At 64.1% G+C, this 16,016-nt stretch carries 19 protein-coding genes and 1 pseudogene; 11 read left to right on the top strand and 9 right to left on the bottom strand.

Annotated features, from left to right (window positions below):
• Positions 1 to 23: 23 nt before the first annotated feature.
• The 3 genes from RX329_RS10725 to sseA all read left to right on the top strand — a co-directional run bounded on the left by RX329_RS10725 (position 24) and on the right by sseA (position 2,729).
• Positions 24 to 1,199 (top strand): vWA domain-containing protein, encoded by a 1,176-nt coding sequence (locus tag RX329_RS10725; protein WP_018454121.1) that lies wholly within the window; start codon positions 24 to 26, stop codon positions 1,197 to 1,199.
• 42 nt (positions 1,200 to 1,241) lie between these two features.
• On the top strand, positions 1,242 to 1,655 hold the full coding sequence (locus RX329_RS10730; protein WP_018454122.1) for a rhodanese-like domain-containing protein: 414 nt from the start codon (positions 1,242 to 1,244) through the stop codon (positions 1,653 to 1,655).
• A 222-nt stretch (positions 1,656 to 1,877) separates the two neighbouring features.
• Positions 1,878 to 2,729, top strand: coding sequence for a 3-mercaptopyruvate sulfurtransferase (gene sseA, locus RX329_RS10735; protein ID WP_085361463.1), 852 nt, complete (start codon positions 1,878 to 1,880; stop codon positions 2,727 to 2,729).
• A gap of 2 nt (positions 2,730 to 2,731) precedes the next feature.
• Here the strand turns inward: sseA and RX329_RS10740 are convergent, their stop codons facing one another.
• Positions 2,732 to 3,574 (bottom strand): hypothetical protein, encoded by an 843-nt coding sequence (locus tag RX329_RS10740; RefSeq protein WP_317245855.1) that lies wholly within the window; start codon positions 3,572 to 3,574, stop codon positions 2,732 to 2,734.
• Between the two features lie 321 nt (positions 3,575 to 3,895).
• Between RX329_RS10740 and RX329_RS10745 the strand changes: the two genes are divergently transcribed.
• Entirely contained in the window at positions 3,896 to 5,086 is a 1,191-nt protein-coding gene (locus tag RX329_RS10745; protein WP_317245856.1) for a L,D-transpeptidase, read from the top strand.
• A gap of 156 nt (positions 5,087 to 5,242) precedes the next feature.
• Complete coding sequence (locus RX329_RS10750) at positions 5,243 to 6,211, top strand: NAD-dependent epimerase/dehydratase family protein (RefSeq protein ID WP_317245857.1); 969 nt, start codon at positions 5,243 to 5,245, stop codon at positions 6,209 to 6,211.
• Positions 6,212 to 6,215: 4 nt separating this feature from the next.
• On the opposite strand, the gene RX329_RS10755 is transcribed toward RX329_RS10750, so the two are convergent.
• Complete coding sequence (locus RX329_RS10755) at positions 6,216 to 7,178, bottom strand: D-2-hydroxyacid dehydrogenase family protein (RefSeq protein ID WP_317245858.1); 963 nt, start codon at positions 7,176 to 7,178, stop codon at positions 6,216 to 6,218.
• A 104-nt stretch (positions 7,179 to 7,282) separates the two neighbouring features.
• Positions 7,283 to 7,498, bottom strand: coding sequence for a hypothetical protein (locus RX329_RS10760; protein WP_018454129.1), 216 nt, complete (start codon positions 7,496 to 7,498; stop codon positions 7,283 to 7,285).
• A 232-nt stretch (positions 7,499 to 7,730) separates the two neighbouring features.
• On the opposite strand from RX329_RS10760, the gene ettA reads away from it, so the two are divergent.
• Positions 7,731 to 9,380 (top strand): energy-dependent translational throttle protein EttA, encoded by a 1,650-nt coding sequence (ettA, locus tag RX329_RS10765; protein ID WP_018454130.1) that lies wholly within the window; start codon positions 7,731 to 7,733, stop codon positions 9,378 to 9,380.
• Positions 9,381 to 9,387: 7 nt separating this feature from the next.
• On the top strand, positions 9,388 to 10,614 hold the full coding sequence (locus RX329_RS10770) for a lytic murein transglycosylase (protein ID WP_317245860.1): 1,227 nt from the start codon (positions 9,388 to 9,390) through the stop codon (positions 10,612 to 10,614).
• An 87-nt stretch (positions 10,615 to 10,701) separates the two neighbouring features.
• Here RX329_RS10770 and RX329_RS10775 read toward each other — a convergent pair whose 3' ends face one another.
• Both RX329_RS10775 and RX329_RS10780 read right to left on the bottom strand, forming a co-directional pair.
• On the bottom strand, positions 10,702 to 10,986 hold the full coding sequence (locus RX329_RS10775) for a hypothetical protein (protein WP_007613695.1): 285 nt from the start codon (positions 10,984 to 10,986) through the stop codon (positions 10,702 to 10,704).
• Between the two features lie 211 nt (positions 10,987 to 11,197).
• Positions 11,198 to 11,530, bottom strand: coding sequence for a hypothetical protein (locus RX329_RS10780; RefSeq protein ID WP_317245861.1), 333 nt, complete (start codon positions 11,528 to 11,530; stop codon positions 11,198 to 11,200).
• 132 nt (positions 11,531 to 11,662) lie between these two features.
• Between RX329_RS10780 and RX329_RS10785 the strand changes: the two genes are divergently transcribed.
• The 3 genes from RX329_RS10785 (at position 11,663) to bfr (ending at position 13,006) form a co-directional block, all read left to right on the top strand.
• Complete coding sequence (locus RX329_RS10785) at positions 11,663 to 11,950, top strand: hypothetical protein (protein ID WP_317245862.1); 288 nt, start codon at positions 11,663 to 11,665, stop codon at positions 11,948 to 11,950.
• Positions 11,951 to 12,111: 161 nt separating this feature from the next.
• Positions 12,112 to 12,384, top strand: coding sequence for a bacterioferritin-associated ferredoxin (locus tag RX329_RS10790; protein WP_317245863.1), 273 nt, complete (start codon positions 12,112 to 12,114; stop codon positions 12,382 to 12,384).
• 133 nt (positions 12,385 to 12,517) lie between these two features.
• Entirely contained in the window at positions 12,518 to 13,006 is a 489-nt protein-coding gene (gene bfr, locus RX329_RS10795) for a bacterioferritin (RefSeq protein WP_018454135.1), read from the top strand.
• 83 nt (positions 13,007 to 13,089) lie between these two features.
• On the opposite strand, the gene RX329_RS10800 is transcribed toward bfr, so the two are convergent.
• The 4 genes and pseudogenes from RX329_RS10800 to RX329_RS10815 all read right to left on the bottom strand — a co-directional run bounded on the left by RX329_RS10800 (position 13,090) and on the right by RX329_RS10815 (position 15,581).
• Positions 13,090 to 13,692 (bottom strand): MSMEG_1061 family FMN-dependent PPOX-type flavoprotein, encoded by a 603-nt coding sequence (locus RX329_RS10800; protein ID WP_026232674.1) that lies wholly within the window; start codon positions 13,690 to 13,692, stop codon positions 13,090 to 13,092.
• A gap of 51 nt (positions 13,693 to 13,743) precedes the next feature.
• Positions 13,744 to 13,935, bottom strand: a pseudogene (locus RX329_RS10805) (hypothetical protein); the annotation flags it as partial.
• Positions 13,936 to 13,999: 64 nt separating this feature from the next.
• Positions 14,000 to 14,344 carry a hypothetical protein gene (locus RX329_RS10810; RefSeq protein WP_085351861.1) on the bottom strand — a complete coding sequence of 115 codons (345 nt, stop codon included), beginning with the start codon at positions 14,342 to 14,344 and terminating at the stop codon, positions 14,000 to 14,002.
• A 145-nt stretch (positions 14,345 to 14,489) separates the two neighbouring features.
• A complete protein-coding gene (locus RX329_RS10815; RefSeq protein ID WP_018454138.1) occupies positions 14,490 to 15,581 on the bottom strand; it encodes an alpha/beta fold hydrolase in 1,092 nt (363 codons plus the stop codon).
• A gap of 126 nt (positions 15,582 to 15,707) precedes the next feature.
• On the opposite strand from RX329_RS10815, the gene RX329_RS10820 reads away from it, so the two are divergent.
• Positions 15,708 to 15,974 (top strand): DUF2277 domain-containing protein, encoded by a 267-nt coding sequence (locus RX329_RS10820; RefSeq protein WP_317245864.1) that lies wholly within the window; start codon positions 15,708 to 15,710, stop codon positions 15,972 to 15,974.
• The last annotated feature ends 42 nt before the right edge of the window (positions 15,975 to 16,016 follow it).

A 16,016-nucleotide genomic window follows, 5' to 3' on the forward strand; every position in this document is an offset into this window, starting at 1 on the left:
ATCCAAAGGGCAATCTGTCACCCATGTTCCTGCAATTCTTCACTTCTCTGCGCGATGCGCAGGTCCCCGTGACGCTGCGCGAATACCTCACGCTGATGGAGGCGCTCGACGCCGACCTCGCGGACTACTCGGTCGAGAACTTCTACTATCTCTCGCGCACCTCCCTGGTGAAGGACGAGCGCAACCTCGACAAGTTCGACCGCGTCTTCGGCACCGTCTTCAAGGGGCTGGAAAGCCTGCTCGACGCCATGGAGGGAGCCGAGATCCCCGAGGAGTGGCTGAAGAAGCTCGCCGAGAAATACCTGACCGACGAAGAGAAGAAGCAGATCGAGGCCATGGGCTGGGACAAGCTCATGGAGACCCTGAAGAAGCGTCTCGAGGAGCAGAAGGGCCGTCATCAGGGCGGCTCGAAGTGGATCGGCACCGCCGGCACCTCGCCGTTCGGCGCTCATGGTTACAATCCCGAAGGCATTCGCATCGGCCAGGACAAGAACCGCAACAACCGCGCCGTCAAGGTGTGGGACAAGCGCGAGTTCAAGGATCTGGACGGCAATGTCGAGCTCGGCATCCGCAACATCAAGGTGGCATTGCGCCGCCTGCGCAAATTCGCGCGCACCGGCGCGCCGGATGAACTCGATCTCGACACCACCATCCGCGAGACCGCCAATCACGGCTATCTCGACGTGCACATGCGGCCCGAGCGCCGCAACGCGGTGAAGCTGCTAGTGTTCTTCGACATCGGCGGCTCGATGGACGCGCATATCGAGCAGGTCGAGGAGTTGTTCTCGGCGGCGAAGAGCGAGTTCAAGCACATGGAGTATTTCTACTTCCACAATTGCCTCTATGAAGGCGTGTGGAAGCAGAACAAGCGGCGCTTTACCGACCGCACCCCGACCTGGGACGTGCTGCACAAATACCCGCACGATTACAAGATCGTGTTCGTCGGCGACGCCTCGATGTCGCCCTACGAGATCATGGTGCCCGGCGGCTCGGTCGAGCACGTCAACGAGGAGCCCGGCTCGGTCTGGCTCGACCGCATCATCCGTACCTATCCGCATTCGGTGTGGCTGAACCCCGTGCAACAGAAGCACTGGGACTATTCGGAATCCACCACCATCATCAAACGCATTTTCGCCAACCGCATGTATCCGATCACGATCGAGGGACTTGAAGGTGCGATGAAGGAATTAACGCACTAGCTCGCGCTCCGCGCCGGGAATGACTACAAGAGGGAGAACCACGTGCCCCAGACCATCACCCGTGGCATCAAGGCGCTGATCGACGAGGCCAATGCCGAGATCGAGACGCTCACCGCCAAAGACGCCATCGAGATCTCCAAGAACGGCGACGTCGTCATCGTCGACATCCGCGATCCCCGCGAGATCGAGCGCGACGGCCGCATCCCCGGCGCGTTCGCCTGCACCCGCGGCATGCTCGAATTCTGGATCGATCCGCAGAGCCCTTATGCCAAGCCGGTGTTCCAGGAGGACAAGAAGTTCGTCTTCCATTGCGCCGGCGGCTTGCGCTCTGCGCTCGCCGCCAAGACTGCGCAGGACATGGGCCTCAAGCCCGTCGCCCACATCGCGGGCGGCTACGCCGCCTGGCGCGACGCCGGCGGGCCGACCCAACAGTGGGAGCCGAAGAAGAAGGGGTGAGGGTGCTGCGCTGCCGCTCCAATCTCCGGCGTCATTCCCCGCGAAAGCGGGGAATCCAGTACGCCGCGGCCTCTCGGCTCAATTACAATCGCCTCTGGAATACTGGATCGCCCGGTCCTAGTGCGCAATTGCGCACTGGCCGGGCGATGACAGCGGAGTTGGATGCGCACTGCTTCAACCTCGCTCACGTTGCGCTCGCGCGGAATAATAGAAAGATCTCGCATGCCCACCGATCCCCTCGTCTCTACCGAATGGCTCGCCGCCCACATCAATGACGCCAACGTCAAGGTGCTCGACGCCAGCTTCAAGCTGCCGGGTGTGCTGCCATTGCCGAAGGACGATTATCTCGCTGCGCATCTGCCGGGCGCGGTGTTCTTCGACGTCGATGCGATCTCGGACCATTCCAACCCGCTGCCGCACATGTATCCGAGTGCCGAGCAGTTCGGCCGCGACGTCGGTCATCTCGGCATCTCCAATGCCGACACCGTCGTGATCTATGATGCCGGCGGCTGGGTCGCTGCTCCCCGCGCGTGGTGGATGTTCCTGGCTTTCGGGCACGGCAATGTGCGCATCCTCAATGGCGGCCTGAAGAAGTGGCGCGCCGAGGGGCGTCCGGTCGAGAGTGGCGAGGCGAAGCCGAAGCCTGCGACGTTCACGGCCAGCTACGATTCAAAACGCGTGCGCAGCATGCAGCAATTGATCGCCAACGTCGAAAGCCGTGCCGAGCAGGTGATCGACGCGCGCGCCGCCGACCGGTTCGAGGGCCGGGCGCCGGAGCCGCGCGCAGGCATCCGCTCCGGCCATATCCCGGGCGCGCGCAACGTGCCCTACAATCTCCTGTTCGACGCCGCGACCGGCACGATGAAGCCGCTTGATGATCTCCGCGCTGCCTTTACCAACGCCGGCGTCAGGCTCGATGCGCCGATCGTGACGAGCTGCGGCTCCGGGGTCTCCGCCGGCGTGCTGACATTGGCGCTCTATCGCCTCGGCATCACCGACACCGCGCTCTACGATGGCTCATGGTCGGAATGGGGCCAGGAAAAGGGACCGCCGATCGCAACCGGGCCGGCGTAACCCTACTGACGTGCGCGCGCGGTCGTCGTTGCGGCGAGCGTGGGTTGCGGTTGTCCGAACGGATCGAGTTGCTGAACCGGCGGCGGCGCGCGCCGGACAATGCGGCGGCGCTTCTTGACGCGATGCGCCCGCGGCTTGGTCGCCTTGCTCTCCGGCGACCTGCTGTCAGCCTTAGAGCCGGCCTTGGCCTTCGCCGGCGGACCCTCCCAAGCCGTGGTCGCCGGGTCGTTCAATGCGGCGAACTTCGCGCTCGCCATGTCGAACCTGGACGAAGCCGAGGCTCCGCTGGGGGCGGCAGGTGTTGGTTTGCTCGCGAGAGCGATCGAAACGGGCTTGGCCTCGGCGATGGATGCGCTGGCGTCGGCCGGAGTAAGCGTGTTGCTTGAGGCCTGCACCGCGGCGTCCGTCGTCGTCTCGGCCTTGGTCTTCGCATTGGCCGGTTCGGCCGGGACGTCAGCCGGAGGGGCAACGACCTGCGGCTGACCGTCGGTCTCAGTCGTCAGCGCGACCACTTGTTCGGGCTCGCTCATCGGCAGTGCGATGGTCGGGACTTGATCGCGCAGCGACGGCGTCGGATCGGTGGCCGCTTCCGGCTCGGCGCGGAGGACCGCGAGCACCGGCTGGGCCGGCTCGGGAGCTTGTGCAAACACCTGCTCCTGCGGGCCGTTCCGCCAGGAGGGGTTGCTGACATACTGCTCGTGGCTCGCCCGCAGCAGCGCGGCGGCGCCCAGGCCGAATACCAGGATGGAGGCTGACAGCAGGATCGCGGCAAACAGGAAGCGAAAGCCGGGAAGCATCGAGGGATTGCGAATTTCCGCCCCGGCGGTGAAGTGGCCAGGGCCCATGAGCCATCTGAACGCGGTGACGGTACTGCTTGCCGCGTTCGCCACGCGGGGATCGAAGCTCAAAGCGGAGGCGAATCAGGCTGATTCGAACATACCGCAACGATTCCGCGCCGTTCCGTAAAAAACGGAGCCGGCGACTCCGGCGATCTCGGGCGTGGGCTGATTTTCGCCCCATGATGCAAGGAGGCAACGGTAGTCTTGCGGATCACAAATCGGCAAATCAGGCACAAATCCGCCTGTAATGTCTTGAATGTGCCGCTATCTTCCGTCATCTGGCCGTTAACGGTCCGGACGGGGCCCGGGGACTATACAAGAGCGATGATGATCAAACATTTTCTGACGATATGCGCTGCCGCAACAGTCGCTGCGGCGGGAACCTCGCTCGCACAGGCCCAGAGCTATCCGGTCCAGCAGGCGCCGAGCTATGGCGGGCCGCCGGCCGAATATCGGCCCGGCGACCGCGCGCCGAGTTTCGACGCGCTCGACGATGAAGATGACGCGATGCCGCAGGCAGCGCTGCCGCCGCCCGGTCCGGATCCGCGTTACGGCCGTCCGCCCGGCGCTCCCCCGGTGTATTCCGCCGCGCCGCCGCAGGGTCCGGTGATGTCGCCCGATGATCCCCGTTATGGCCGTCCCGCAGGTGCCCCCGTCTACTCGGCCGCGCCACCGCAGGGTCCCGTGACGTCGCCCGACGACCCGCGCTACGGCCGCCCTGCCGGCCCGCCCGCGGTGATCTACGCCGATCGTCCGGCTCAGGCGCCCGGCAGTGACGGCCTGCGTCCGCCCGAGGCGGTCGGTGGTCCCGCCGCGACCGGAACGGTCCAGGCCGGGCAGCCGCCCGTTGGTGCCGACGGCCGGCCGATGGCGATCGCCTCGCTGCCGCCCGAGGAGCAGCCTGACGCTGCTCCGGCGCAGCTGCCGCAGAACCTGCGCCGCCAGGAGGTCTCGCTGGCGACCAAGGAGCCGGCCGGAACACTCATCGTCGATACCCCGAACACCTATCTCTATTACGTGCTGGGCAATGGCCGTGCGATCCGCTACGGCGTCCGCGTCGGCCGCGACGGCTTCACCTGGACCGGCGTGCAGAAGATCACTCGCAAGGCCGAGTGGCCGGATTGGCATCCGCCGACCGAGATGATCGAGCGCCAGCCCTATCTGCCGCGTTTCATGGCCGGCGGTCCCGGCAATCCGCTCGGCGCCCGTGCGATGTATCTCGGCTCGACCGTCTACCGCATCCACGGCACCAACCAGCCCTCGACGATCGGCAAGTTCGTGTCGTCCGGCTGCATCGGCATGCTGAACGAGGACGTCTCCGACTTGTTCGATCGCGTCAAGGTCGGCACCCGCGTGGTCGTGATGCCGGGTGGTCCGCCGCCGGGAACGGCGACCGCATCCGCCGCGCCCATGCCCGGCACTGCCGGCCCCGCACCAATGGCCGCGCAGGCCGGCCCGGTCGGAGGCACCCAGCCGACAGTGGTGCCGCCGCTGCCCGCGCCCGTCACCGTGCGCTGAATCGGCTTCGCAAGAATTGATCTGATGACGGCGCGTGGCCTTCGGTCACGCGCCGTCATCATTTGACGCATGCGTGCAAGTCTCACTTGCGCATACTTGAACGGCTCCGCACCTCGATTACGTCCGGGAGGATTGCAACGAATTGAGGAGCACAGGATGCGCATCTTTGTTGCGGGCGCGACCGGCGCGGTCGGTCAGTATCTTGTTCAGGCGCTGGTCGCCGCGGGTCATTCGGTGATCGGCACGACACGGAGTGCGGCAAAAACAGACCTTGTGCGGCGATTGGGTGCGGAGCCGGTCGTTGCCGACGGCCTCGATGCCGACAGCATGCGCGCTGCGGTGATTGCGGCAAAGCCCAACGCCGTCATCCACCAGATGACAGATCTCGCGGCCGCCACGGACCTCCGGCATTTCGATCGGGCTTTCAAGCGAACCAACGAGCTCCGCACCCGCGGAACCGACATTCTGCTCAACGCCGCGCGCGAGGCCGGCGCCAAGCGCTTCATCGCGCAAAGCTTCTGCGGCTGGACCTTCAGTCGCGCCGGGGGAACGGTCAAGGCCGAGACCGATGAACTCGACTCGAATCCACCGCGAGAGCTGCGACGCACGCTTGAGGCAATCCGCTATCTGGAGCGAATCGTCACCGCTTCGACGAAGCCGGAGGGCATCGTGCTACGCTATGGATTCTTCTATGGACCCGGCACCGGCACGCTCTCGCCGGCGATGATCGACCAGCTGCGCCACCGGCGTGTGCCGGTAATCGGTGACGGCGGCGGCACGTGGTCGTTCATTCACACCGAAGATGCAGCCTCTGCCACGCTCGCCGCGCTTGAACGCGGACGCACCGGCAGCATCTACAATATCGTCGACGATCATCCGGCGCCGGTGAAGGATTGGTTGCCCGCGCTGGCCGAACTCCTCGGTGCCAAGCCGCCGCGTCACATCCCCGCCTGGCTCGGGCGCCTGCTTGCGGGCGAGCATATGGTTGCGATGATGACGGAGGTGCGTGGAGCCTCCAACGGCAAGGCCAAGCGCGAGCTCGGTTGGCTGCCGGCGCATGCCTCCTGGCGCGACGGCTTTGCCGATGCGGCACGGCAGCCCACCAGCCAGCGCTCGGCGGCCTGAGGCTTCAGGCCAGCTTGCGCGGCAGCTCACCGCCCTTGGTGAAAGCGTCGATCGCCTCGACCATCTGGCCGTAATGGATGCGCAAGCCGTCCGCGGTGGCGTAGCCGAGATGCGGCGTCAGGACGAGATTGTCGAGCTTGCGGAAGGGATGGTCCGTCGGCAACGGCTCGACCGAGAACACGTCGATGCCGGCGCCTGCAATCCTCTTCTGCTGCAACGCCTCGAGCAGTGCCTGCTCGTCCACGATCGGCCCGCGCGCGGTGTTGACGAGGAAGGCCGTCGGTTTCATCCGCGCGAGATCGGAAGCCCCGACCAGCCCGCGCGAGCGCTCGCTCAGCACCACATGGATGCTGACGATATCGGCCTTGGTGAACAGCTCCTCCTTGGTGGCATAGTCGACCCCGACGTCCTTGCACTTCTCCGGGGTCAGGTTCGGGCTCCAGGCGATCACGTTCATGCCGAACGCCTTCGCGATATCAGCCATCTTGCTGCCGAGCTTGCCGAGCCCGACGACGCCGAGCGTCAATCCCTCGATCTCGACGCCGGCAAAGGCCTGCCAGGGCTCGCCCGCATGCATGCGCGCGTTCTCGCGGCCGATGCCGCGGGTCAGTTCCAGGATCAGGCCCATGGTGAGGGGCGCGGTCGGATCGCGCGAATATTGCGTGCCGCCGATCGTGACGCCCCGCGCCTTGGCGGCCTCCATGTCGATCGAGGCGTTGCGCATGCCTGACGTCACCAGGAGCTTCAGCTTCGGCAGGCTTTCGAACAGGCTCTTGGGGAACGCGGTGCGCTCGCGCATCGCGCAGACGATCTCGAAATCGGCCAGCGCGCTCGCCGCGGCCTGCTCGGAGACGAAGGGATGGCTGAACACGGTGACGTCGATGCGGTCGGACAGGCTTTGCCAATCGGCGACGTCGAGGGCGAGGTTGAAATAGTCGTCGAGAATTGCACAGCGCAGCCGCGTCATCAGCGTTCTTCCATGGCGAGAGGTGGAACCAGGCCATGGTTGCGCGCAATCAGGACCGTGCGCAAGCCGTGCGCGTCTTCAAAAATCCGACAGGTGATAAAGGCTCAGAGGTCGCGGGGCTTGAGCCGGAACGGCGCATTCATGCCGTGCTTGGCGCGCCAGGCCGGGCCGGGGCCGCGCATGTAATGCAGTTCGGGCCGGTAGGGGTTGAAAGCGGTGGCAAAGAAGCGCTTCCAGAAGCCCTTGATCTCCGAGGCAAATGCGGAGGCGCTGCCGGCTTCCGCCGGAACGGGAAGGGAGTTGGTCTCGATCATGGCCATGACGCTGTCTCGCTGTGCTCCCGTTCATTCTGAGCGGGTGGCGCTGTTTCCGCGCGAAACCGAGCTTTGGCCTGATTTATTAAAAGATGGTTTCAATTGTCCGGATCGGCGGCGGGATGGTGTCCGTCCCGTATTCATCCGTGGTGAACGGAGGGAAAACATTGCCCTTTCGGGGCGGGATCGCTACATCGGCGGCAAGCAAATTTCCTCAAATCGAAGGTTTTCGGGACCGATGGCGCGCCAGTTCATCTATTTCATGCAGGGCCTGACCAAGAGCTACCCGACCCGGAAGGTGCTCGATAACATCCATCTGAGCTTCTATCCGGACGCCAAGATCGGCGTGCTCGGTGTCAACGGCTCGGGCAAGTCGACGCTGCTCAAAATCATGGCCGGCCTCGACAAGGAGTACAACGGCGAGGCCTGGGTCGCCCAGGGCGCCCGCGTCGGCTATCTCGAGCAGGAGCCGCATCTCGATCCGGCATTGAGCGTGCGCGAGAACGTCATGCTGGGCGTCGCCAAGCAGAAGGCCATCCTCGATCGCTACAACGAGCTGGCGATGAACTACTCCGAGGAGACCGCCGACGAGATGACCAAGCTGCAGGACGAGATCGAGGCCCAGGGCCTCTGGGATCTCGACAGCAAGGTCGACCAGGCCATGGACGCGCTGCGCTGTCCGCCCGACGATGCCGACGTGTCGAAACTCTCCGGCGGTGAGCGCCGCCGCGTCGCGTTGTGCAAGCTGCTGCTCGACCAGCCTGAGTTGTTGCTGCTGGACGAACCGACCAACCATCTCGACGCGGAATCGGTGTCGTGGCTGGAAGGCCATCTGCGCAACTATCCCGGCGCGATCCTGATCGTCACCCATGACCGCTACTTCCTCGACAACGTCACGAGCTGGATTCTCGAGCTCGATCGCGGCAAGGGCATTCCCTACGAGGGCAATTACTCGTCCTGGCTGCAGCAGAAACAGAAGCGGCTCGAGCAGGAGGGCCGCGAGGACGCTGCGCATCAGAAGACGCTGGCCCGCGAGCAGGAATGGATCGCGTCCTCGCCGAAAGCGCGCCAGGCCAAATCCAAGGCGCGCTATCAGCGCTATGACGAACTGCTGAAACAGGCGAGCGAAAAGCAGACACAGACCGCGCAGATCACGATTCCCGTGGCCGAGCGACTGGGTCAGAACGTGGTCGACTTCGAAGGGCTCAGCAAAGGTTTCGGCGATCGCATGCTGATCGACGATCTCACTTTCAAGCTGCCGCCCGGCGGTATCGTCGGCGTGATCGGCGCCAACGGCGCCGGCAAGACCACGCTGTTCAGGATGATCACCAAGCAGGAAGAGCCGGACAAGGGCACCATCACGATCGGCGAGAGCGTTCATCTCGGTTACGTCGATCAGTCCCGCGACGCGCTCGATGGCAGCAAGAATGTGTGGGAGGAGATCTCCGGCGGCAACGAGCTGATCCTGCTCGGCAAGAGGGAAGTCAATTCACGCGGCTATTGTTCGTCGTTCAACTTCAAGGGCGCCGACCAGCAGAAGAAAGTCGGCGCGCTCTCCGGCGGTGAACGCAACCGCGTGCACCTTGCGAAAATGCTGAAATCCGGCGCCAACGTTCTGCTGCTCGACGAGCCGACCAACGACCTCGACGTCGACACCCTGCGTGCGCTCGAAGAGGCGCTGGAGGATTTCGCCGGCTGCGCCGTCATCATCAGCCATGATCGCTGGTTCCTCGACCGCATCGCGACCCACATCCTGGCCTTCGAAGGCGACAGCCATGTCGAATGGTTCGAGGGCAACTTCCAGGACTACGAGAAGGACAAGATGCGCCGGCTCGGCCAGGACAGCATCATCCCGCACCGCGTGAAGTACAAGAAGCTGACGCGGTGATCTCAAAATGATGCGGCGGGTGCTGATAGCTGCGGTGATCGCTATCACCTGCGGCCTGTCGCCCGCCGGCGCTGCCGACGCCGCCTTCGCGCAGTTCATCGCCTCGCTGTGGCCGGAGGCGGAGGCCGCCGGCGTGTCGCGCGCGACGTTCGAGCGAGAGACGCGCGGGCTCGAGCCGGACTACAAGCTGCCGGATCTGATCCTGCCGGGGCGTCCCGCAACGGGGGCGCCGTCACAGGCCGAGTTCGTGCAGGTGCCGGCCGACTATGTCAGGGAAGCCTCGATCGCGCGGCTTGCGGGCGAGGGGCAGCGGTTGCTGCAAAAATATCGCCCCGCGCTGACCGAGATCGAGAAAAACTCCGGCGTGCCTGCTACCGTGATGCTGGCGATCTGGGGCCGCGAGACCGACTATGGCCGCTATACGCTGCCTTACGATCTCGTCCGCGTGCTGGCGACGCAGGCCTATGTCGGCCGCCGCAAGGACAGCTATCGCAACGAGTTCATCCTCTCGCTGAAAATTCTCGGTGACGGCGTAGTGACACGCAAGGACATGCGCTCGTCCTGGGCCGGTGCGACCGGGCTCACGCAATTCCTGCCGTCCGAATATTACAAGCATGGCGTCGATTTCGACCGCGACGGCCGCATCGACATCTGGCACTCGGTGCCGGATGCGCTGGCCTCCGCCGCGCAGCAGCTCGTCAACAAGGGCTGGCAGAGCGGTGTACGCTGGGCCTACGAGGTGCAGGCACCGGCCAAAGTCGATTGCACCGCCGGCGTGCCCGAGGTGACGAAGCCGATCGGCCAATGGCTGCGCGAAGGCTTTGTACCGGTGCGTGGACAAAAGCTCACTGCCGCCGAGCAGGCACAGCCGGCGTCCCTGCTGCAGCCTGAAGGCATCTACGGCCCGTCCTTCCTGACCACGAAGAACTACTTCGTGATCAAGGAATACAATTTTTCCGACCTCTACGTGCTGTTCGTCGGACATCTCGCCGACCGCATGACGAGCCCGCAACCGTTCGCGACCCCATGGTCTGCCTCGAAGCAATTGCGGACCAAGGACGTCGAGGCGATGCAGCGGGGGCTCACGCACGTCGGGCTCTACAAGGACAAGATCGACGGCAAGGCGGGCATGCAGACGCGCGCTGCGCTCGGCGCCTACCAGAAGTCGGCAGGCCTCAAGGTCGATTGCTGGCCGAGCGAAGAGGTGCTGCGCTCGATCCAGGCGGCGCGATAGGCGCAGGGCTGGCTAAAAGAAAAAAAGCCCGGCCGAGGTGCTCGGCCGGGCTTCGATCGCGGCGCTCATGAACGCCATGCGGTCAGATCAGTAGCAAACGCGAACCGGGCGGACGGTCCAACCGTAGCCATCCCAGTAGCGCTGGCGCTGCCAGTAGCAGGGCGGGGGCGGCGGGCCGGGCTCGGCCACATAAACCGGTCCACCATAGGCGGGACGGCTCGATGCGATGGCGCCGCCGACGATCGCGCCGCCGATCAGGCCGGCTGCGATGCCGACGCCGACCCCGTCATGGGCCTGGGCGGACGGCGTGGCGGTCACCAGCGAACCGGCGATCGTCGCAACCGTGAGGGCGGCAACTAAAGTCTTCTTCATACTCTTGGCTCTCCTGAGAGATGGATGCTCCTTGTTAGGAGCGCCCGGGGTTCAAAGGTTCACGCAGACTCTGATGGAATTGGCCTTGCAGCTAGGAAGCGCGCAAATGGTCAATCCGCGGTAAACGCACACGGAGCTGTGACGAGAAAAAGCGGTCTTTTTCAGGCCCCTAAATGAACGGCGCATCTGGAATGAGCCGGTTGGGGCGACTTCAGCCACAGACTCTGGCGCGGCGGACGCGCCAGGCATAACCGTCCCAGAAGCGCTGCTTCTGCCAGACGCAGCCGTTGCCGTAATAGTCGTCCGCGACGTAGCCCGGGCCCGGCGCATAGTAGCGCGGCGGATAGTATCCGGGACCATATGCGTAGCCCGGGCCAGGGCCTGGACCGTAATAATACGGAGAGGCCAGCGCCCCACCGACAATGGCGCCGCCGATGATTCCGGCTGCCACACCCGCGGCGACGCCGCGTTGCGCCTGGGCTGGTGTAATGGCGCTAAGGGCCACAGCGGCGACGGCAGCAATTGCCAGGAGCGACTTCTTCATTGGCTGACCTTTCGAGCAAACACGCGGGAACTCTTTGAGGGTAAAGTTCCATACTTCGTTTGAATGATCAATGAACGGCACCTTTGCCGGGCGACCAATCGGTAAGGACCGCAGCCCAGCCAGGGGAGGGCGATGATGGGTAACGCGATGATAAATGCATTGATCGCTGCCGGGATCGTCTCCGCGATCGGCTACGGCTGGATCACCCATCTCCAGAACCGCGGCCAGCGGCGCTCCCGCGCCGGGGCCAGCGGCAATAGCGGTGGCGACACCTCCGCGGGCACGAGCGACGGCTTCTCATTGGGGAGCTGGTTTTCCAGCGATAGTTCCAGCAGCTCGACCGACGGCGGCAGCTGTTCCAGCAGCGATGGCGGCAGTAGTGGCGGAGATTGCGGGGGCGGCGATGGTGGAGGCGACTAGATCTGCCGCAATCTTGATCCAGAGCAAGGCCCTGTTTTAGAGCCGTTCTAGGCTGTTTGCGGGCTAGTTTGGAATAGCTTCAAATTCCGCTTTTTCCTTTTGCATCCGGCCGGCCCCTTAAATATCGATGATGGCGCATCACCAAAGGGCCTGCCGCTTCCATGATCGTTTGTTCCTGTAACGTGCTGAGCGATGACGACATCCGCGCCGCCGTCGCCGAGTCCGACGACGCCGTGCGCCATGCCAAGCAGGTCTATGGATGTCTCGGCTGTAGCGCCGAATGCGGCCGCTGCGCCCGGACGATCAAGACCATTATCGATGAAACGCTCGGCCCCTGTGCCTCGTCCTGCTGCTCCGGCTGCCCGCACAACCACACTGTGGCTGCCAATGACGAGACGGCCCAGCCGGCCGAGTTCGCCCTCGCGGCCTGCTGAAATCTTCCGCAACCGTTACTGAGCTTTTCCCCGGCTGCGTCTCCGTAGCCGGTTGCCCCAGTCTTCAAACTCATTTAGAAGCGTTCTAAATTCGGTTTACGGCCGATTTGGACTGCAAGAGCTGGAGTGAACCATGCAGGGCGACGCAAAAGTTATCGACTATCTCAACAAGGCGCTGCGTCACGAGCTGACTGCGATCAACCAGTACTGGCTGCACTACCGGTTCCTCGACAATTGGGGCCTGCGGGACATGTCCAAGGTCTGGCGCAAGGAGTCCATCGAGGAGATGGAGCACGCCGATAAGCTCACCGAGCGAATCCTGTTCTTCGACGGCTTCCCGAACATGCAGGTGCTCGATCCCTTGCGCATCGGCCAGAACGTCAAGGAGATCATCGAGTGCGATCTCGCCGCCGAGATGAGCGCGCGGGCGCTCTATCAGGAAGCGGCGACCTACTGCCACAGCGTCAAGGACTACGTGACGCGTGATCTGTTCGAGAAGCTGATGAGCGACGAGGAGCACCACATCGACTTCCTCGAGACCCAGCTCGACCTGATCGGCCGCATCGGCCTCGAACTCTACACCCAGAAGCACGTTGGCGGGCTCGAGGGGGACGGGCATTAGTTCGGCGCGTTAGCGATGGCACAACTCCGTATCGGCCTGATGCGCGATTCCGCACCAGGCCGGGACGACAGCCTGGACGCCAGCTACAACTGCGTCTTGTAGAGCTCTTCCACGATCTCCTGACTCTGCGGCTCACCAAGGCCGGTCTGCTCGTGGACCACCTCGACGATGCTCGGCATCACCGAGCGCGGCACCTTCTCGGACGACCAAAGCTTCGAGCGCATCAGTGCCTTGCCGCAGTGGAAATAGACTTCGCTGACGGCGACGTTCAGCACCGCGCGCGGCGACTTGCCAAACTCCACCATCGAGGCGAGCAGGTCCGGATCGGCGGACAGCGAGCCGCGGCCGCCGACGCGCAGCGTCTCGTCGATGCCGGGGACGAAGAACAACAGATGCACGAAGCCCGAGCCCTCGACGACATTTCGAAAACTGTCGATCCGGTTGTTGCCGGAGCGATCAGGCATCAGCAGCTGGTTGGGGCCGGCGACGTGGACGAAGCCAACGCCGCCGCCGCGTGGTGAGGCATCGACGCTGCCGTCCGCTCCCGATGTCGCGAGCACGCAGAACGGCGACATCTCGATGAATTTCTTCGCATGCGTGTCGATTGCGGGGCGCGCTTTCGCGATCACGCGCGGGCTCGGCTGGGCATAGATGGTGGCGAGGTCTTCGGCGCAAAGATCAGTCACGAAGGTCTCCCTGGTGGAATGCCCCGAGAATATCATCTCTCGGCCCGATCGCTATCCCCCTTTGTCACGCCGCCGCGTCCAGTCGATCACGCCAGCGCAGTTCAGAGCCCACCAGATCAGGACTGGCTGCAGCGCCAGCCGCGGCCCGTGATAGAGCCAGCTGTTGGGGATGGGTGGAAGGTCGATGCCCTCCAGGACCTGCTTGATGCTTGCCGCCCACACGCAAGGCGGATAGAGCGCGAGCTCGCGTTCTGTCGTTCACAGGAGCTATCGGCCGAGCTAGCACGCGCCGCGTCGAGGGATCGCGCTACACCGCATCCGCCGGCACGAAGCAACTGATGATGATGGCGCCGCGGTGACGGACGTACCACACCACGGCCTGGCCGACCGGATTGCCGCGGTCGCGGATGATGGCGCGCTCGGGCACCTCCATCCATTGTCCCTCGATCGGCACCCAATAGGCACCGCTGCGCACGTCGTACTCCGTGCGATGGCCGTCGGAGACGTCACAGCAGGGCACGCCGTTCGGTGCGATCACGCTCTTGAACCAGGCGCGGATGTCGGGCGGGACGTGATCATATTGCCCGTTGTCGAACGCGAACGCGGCGCCCGTCAGTGCGGCCAGCCAAACGCACAGTGCGAGCCTGTGCATGCGATCCTCCTCATCGCGTGTCGTGCCGTTGGCGCGCGATTATCCCGCGCGTCGATTCGGACATCGACGCAATTAAGCCCGAGCCGTCAGCGTAATGCATGCTCAAATAATATGCGGGCTAGACGGCCGTTGATGCGATGCAAAATCAGCGGCGCGCAGATTCGATCGTTTGCTGCGGCGCGGCTTGCAGAAATTGCTGGACCTGCTCGCTGTAGAATTTGGCGTTTCCGGTGGTGCCGTGGCCGCGCGTCTCGGTGCTTGCCGGAATGAGATACAGTTTGCTGTTCTTGACCCGCGTCATCGCAGCGTCCGTGATGCCGGTCTCAGGCGGGTTGCGTTCGTCGTCGGCTGAATTGATCAGCAGCAGCGGCGCTTCGATGGCCTCCAGCTTCTCGCCGGCATTGTAGTTATGCGAAGACTCCCACTGGTAGACGAAGTCGTTGGCATCTGCCGTGATCGGCATGGCCAGCCGCTCGTCGACGATCTTGTCGGCCTTCGCCGCCGTCGGCGCCTGCGATTGATAGGCCAGCGTTCCACCGATGCTCGCGATGCCGTAGGCGGTGATGGCGTATTTCATCATGCGCGGCTGGCTGGTGTAATTCCCGCCGTTGTAGTCGGGGTCGCTGCGGATGGTGTCGAGCATGATCCGCCGCAGCATCCAGTTTCGGGATGCCATCTCGGTCGGCTGCGAGGCCATCGGGATCAGCGCGTCCATCGCCTTCGGATATTTCTCGCCCCACAACCAGGTGTGCATGCCGCCCATCGAATTGCCGATGACGAGCCGCAGATGCTTGACCCCGAGCCCTTCCGTCACCAGGCGATACTGAGCTTCGACCATGTCGTCGTAATCGTATTTCGGGAAGCTCGTCTTCATCCCGTCGGACGGTTTTGACGATTTGCCATGGCCGATGTTGTCGGGGATGATGATGTAATATTTGGAGGCATCCAGTGGCTGCCCCGCGCCGAACAGCTCGCCGCCGAAGGCCGGCGACAGCATGCTCGCGCCCGAGCCGCCGGTGCCGTGCAGCACAAGGACCGGCTGGCCGCTCGGCTCCCCCACGGTGGTGTAGTGCAGCTTCAGCTCCGGCATGGTCTCGCCGGTGTGGAACTTGAAATCCTTGGCGATCCAGTCGCCCTGCTTCGGCGCCGGATAATCGGCCGCCCATGCGGACGTCGAGATGGCCGCCAACGAGACGGACAACAGGATGGCTGACAGCGCCGCGCAGGAAGCTTTCATGTCTATTTCCCCCGTGCGGCTCTGGTCGGCGGCCGCGTTGCGGCGGAACTTAGCAGAACTGTGCGGAAGGATGTAGGATTTCGTTTTCGCCGGTCGTCCTTTGGGGGAAAGGTCAGGAGAGACTGCATGTGCCGCAACATCAAGACGCTGTTCAACTTCGAGCCGGAGGCGACCGAGGATGAGATCCACGCCAGCGCGCTCCAGTTCGTTCGAAAACGGTCCGGCTTCAACAAGCCGTCGCAGGCCAACGAGGCGGCCTTCGATCGTGCGGTGGCGGAGGTCTCGGAGGCTGCGCGAAAACTCCTGACGTCGCTGCACACCCATGCGCCGGCGCGTGATCGTGAGGTCGAAGCGGAAAAGGCCAAGGAACGTTCGCGGCTGCGGTTCGGTTAGGCGGCTCGAAGGTCCGTTCCGTGACCTGCCTCACGGTGACAA

Origin of the sequence: Bradyrhizobium sp. BWC-3-1, from assembly GCF_032917965.1 — a bacterium.
Classification (GTDB): Bacteria; Pseudomonadota; Alphaproteobacteria; order Rhizobiales; family Xanthobacteraceae; genus Bradyrhizobium; species Bradyrhizobium canariense_D.

Coding starts and splice junctions, on each gene's coding strand:
- RX329_RS10745 (WP_317245856.1), top strand. CDS start 3,896: ATGATCAAACATTTTCTGACGATATGCGCTGCCGCAACAGTCGCTGCG.
- RX329_RS10780 (WP_317245861.1), bottom strand. CDS start 11,530: ATGAAGAAGTCGCTCCTGGCAATTGCTGCCGTCGCCGCTGTGGCCCTT.
- sseA (WP_085361463.1), top strand. CDS start 1,878: ATGCCCACCGATCCCCTCGTCTCTACCGAATGGCTCGCCGCCCACATC.
- RX329_RS10790 (WP_317245863.1), top strand. CDS start 12,112: ATGATCGTTTGTTCCTGTAACGTGCTGAGCGATGACGACATCCGCGCC.
- RX329_RS10760 (WP_018454129.1), bottom strand. CDS start 7,498: ATGGCCATGATCGAGACCAACTCCCTTCCCGTTCCGGCGGAAGCCGGC.
- RX329_RS10740 (WP_317245855.1), bottom strand. CDS start 3,574: ATGGGCCCTGGCCACTTCACCGCCGGGGCGGAAATTCGCAATCCCTCG.
- RX329_RS10750 (WP_317245857.1), top strand. CDS start 5,243: ATGCGCATCTTTGTTGCGGGCGCGACCGGCGCGGTCGGTCAGTATCTT.
- RX329_RS10775 (WP_007613695.1), bottom strand. CDS start 10,986: ATGAAGAAGACTTTAGTTGCCGCCCTCACGGTTGCGACGATCGCCGGT.
- RX329_RS10820 (WP_317245864.1), top strand. CDS start 15,708: ATGTGCCGCAACATCAAGACGCTGTTCAACTTCGAGCCGGAGGCGACC.
- bfr (WP_018454135.1), top strand. CDS start 12,518: ATGCAGGGCGACGCAAAAGTTATCGACTATCTCAACAAGGCGCTGCGT.
- RX329_RS10815 (WP_018454138.1), bottom strand. CDS start 15,581: ATGAAAGCTTCCTGCGCGGCGCTGTCAGCCATCCTGTTGTCCGTCTCG.
- RX329_RS10785 (WP_317245862.1), top strand. CDS start 11,663: ATGATGGGTAACGCGATGATAAATGCATTGATCGCTGCCGGGATCGTC.
- RX329_RS10725 (WP_018454121.1), top strand. CDS start 24: ATGTTCCTGCAATTCTTCACTTCTCTGCGCGATGCGCAGGTCCCCGTG.
- RX329_RS10755 (WP_317245858.1), bottom strand. CDS start 7,178: ATGACGCGGCTGCGCTGTGCAATTCTCGACGACTATTTCAACCTCGCC.
- RX329_RS10770 (WP_317245860.1), top strand. CDS start 9,388: ATGATGCGGCGGGTGCTGATAGCTGCGGTGATCGCTATCACCTGCGGC.
- RX329_RS10810 (WP_085351861.1), bottom strand. CDS start 14,344: ATGCACAGGCTCGCACTGTGCGTTTGGCTGGCCGCACTGACGGGCGCC.
- ettA (WP_018454130.1), top strand. CDS start 7,731: ATGGCGCGCCAGTTCATCTATTTCATGCAGGGCCTGACCAAGAGCTAC.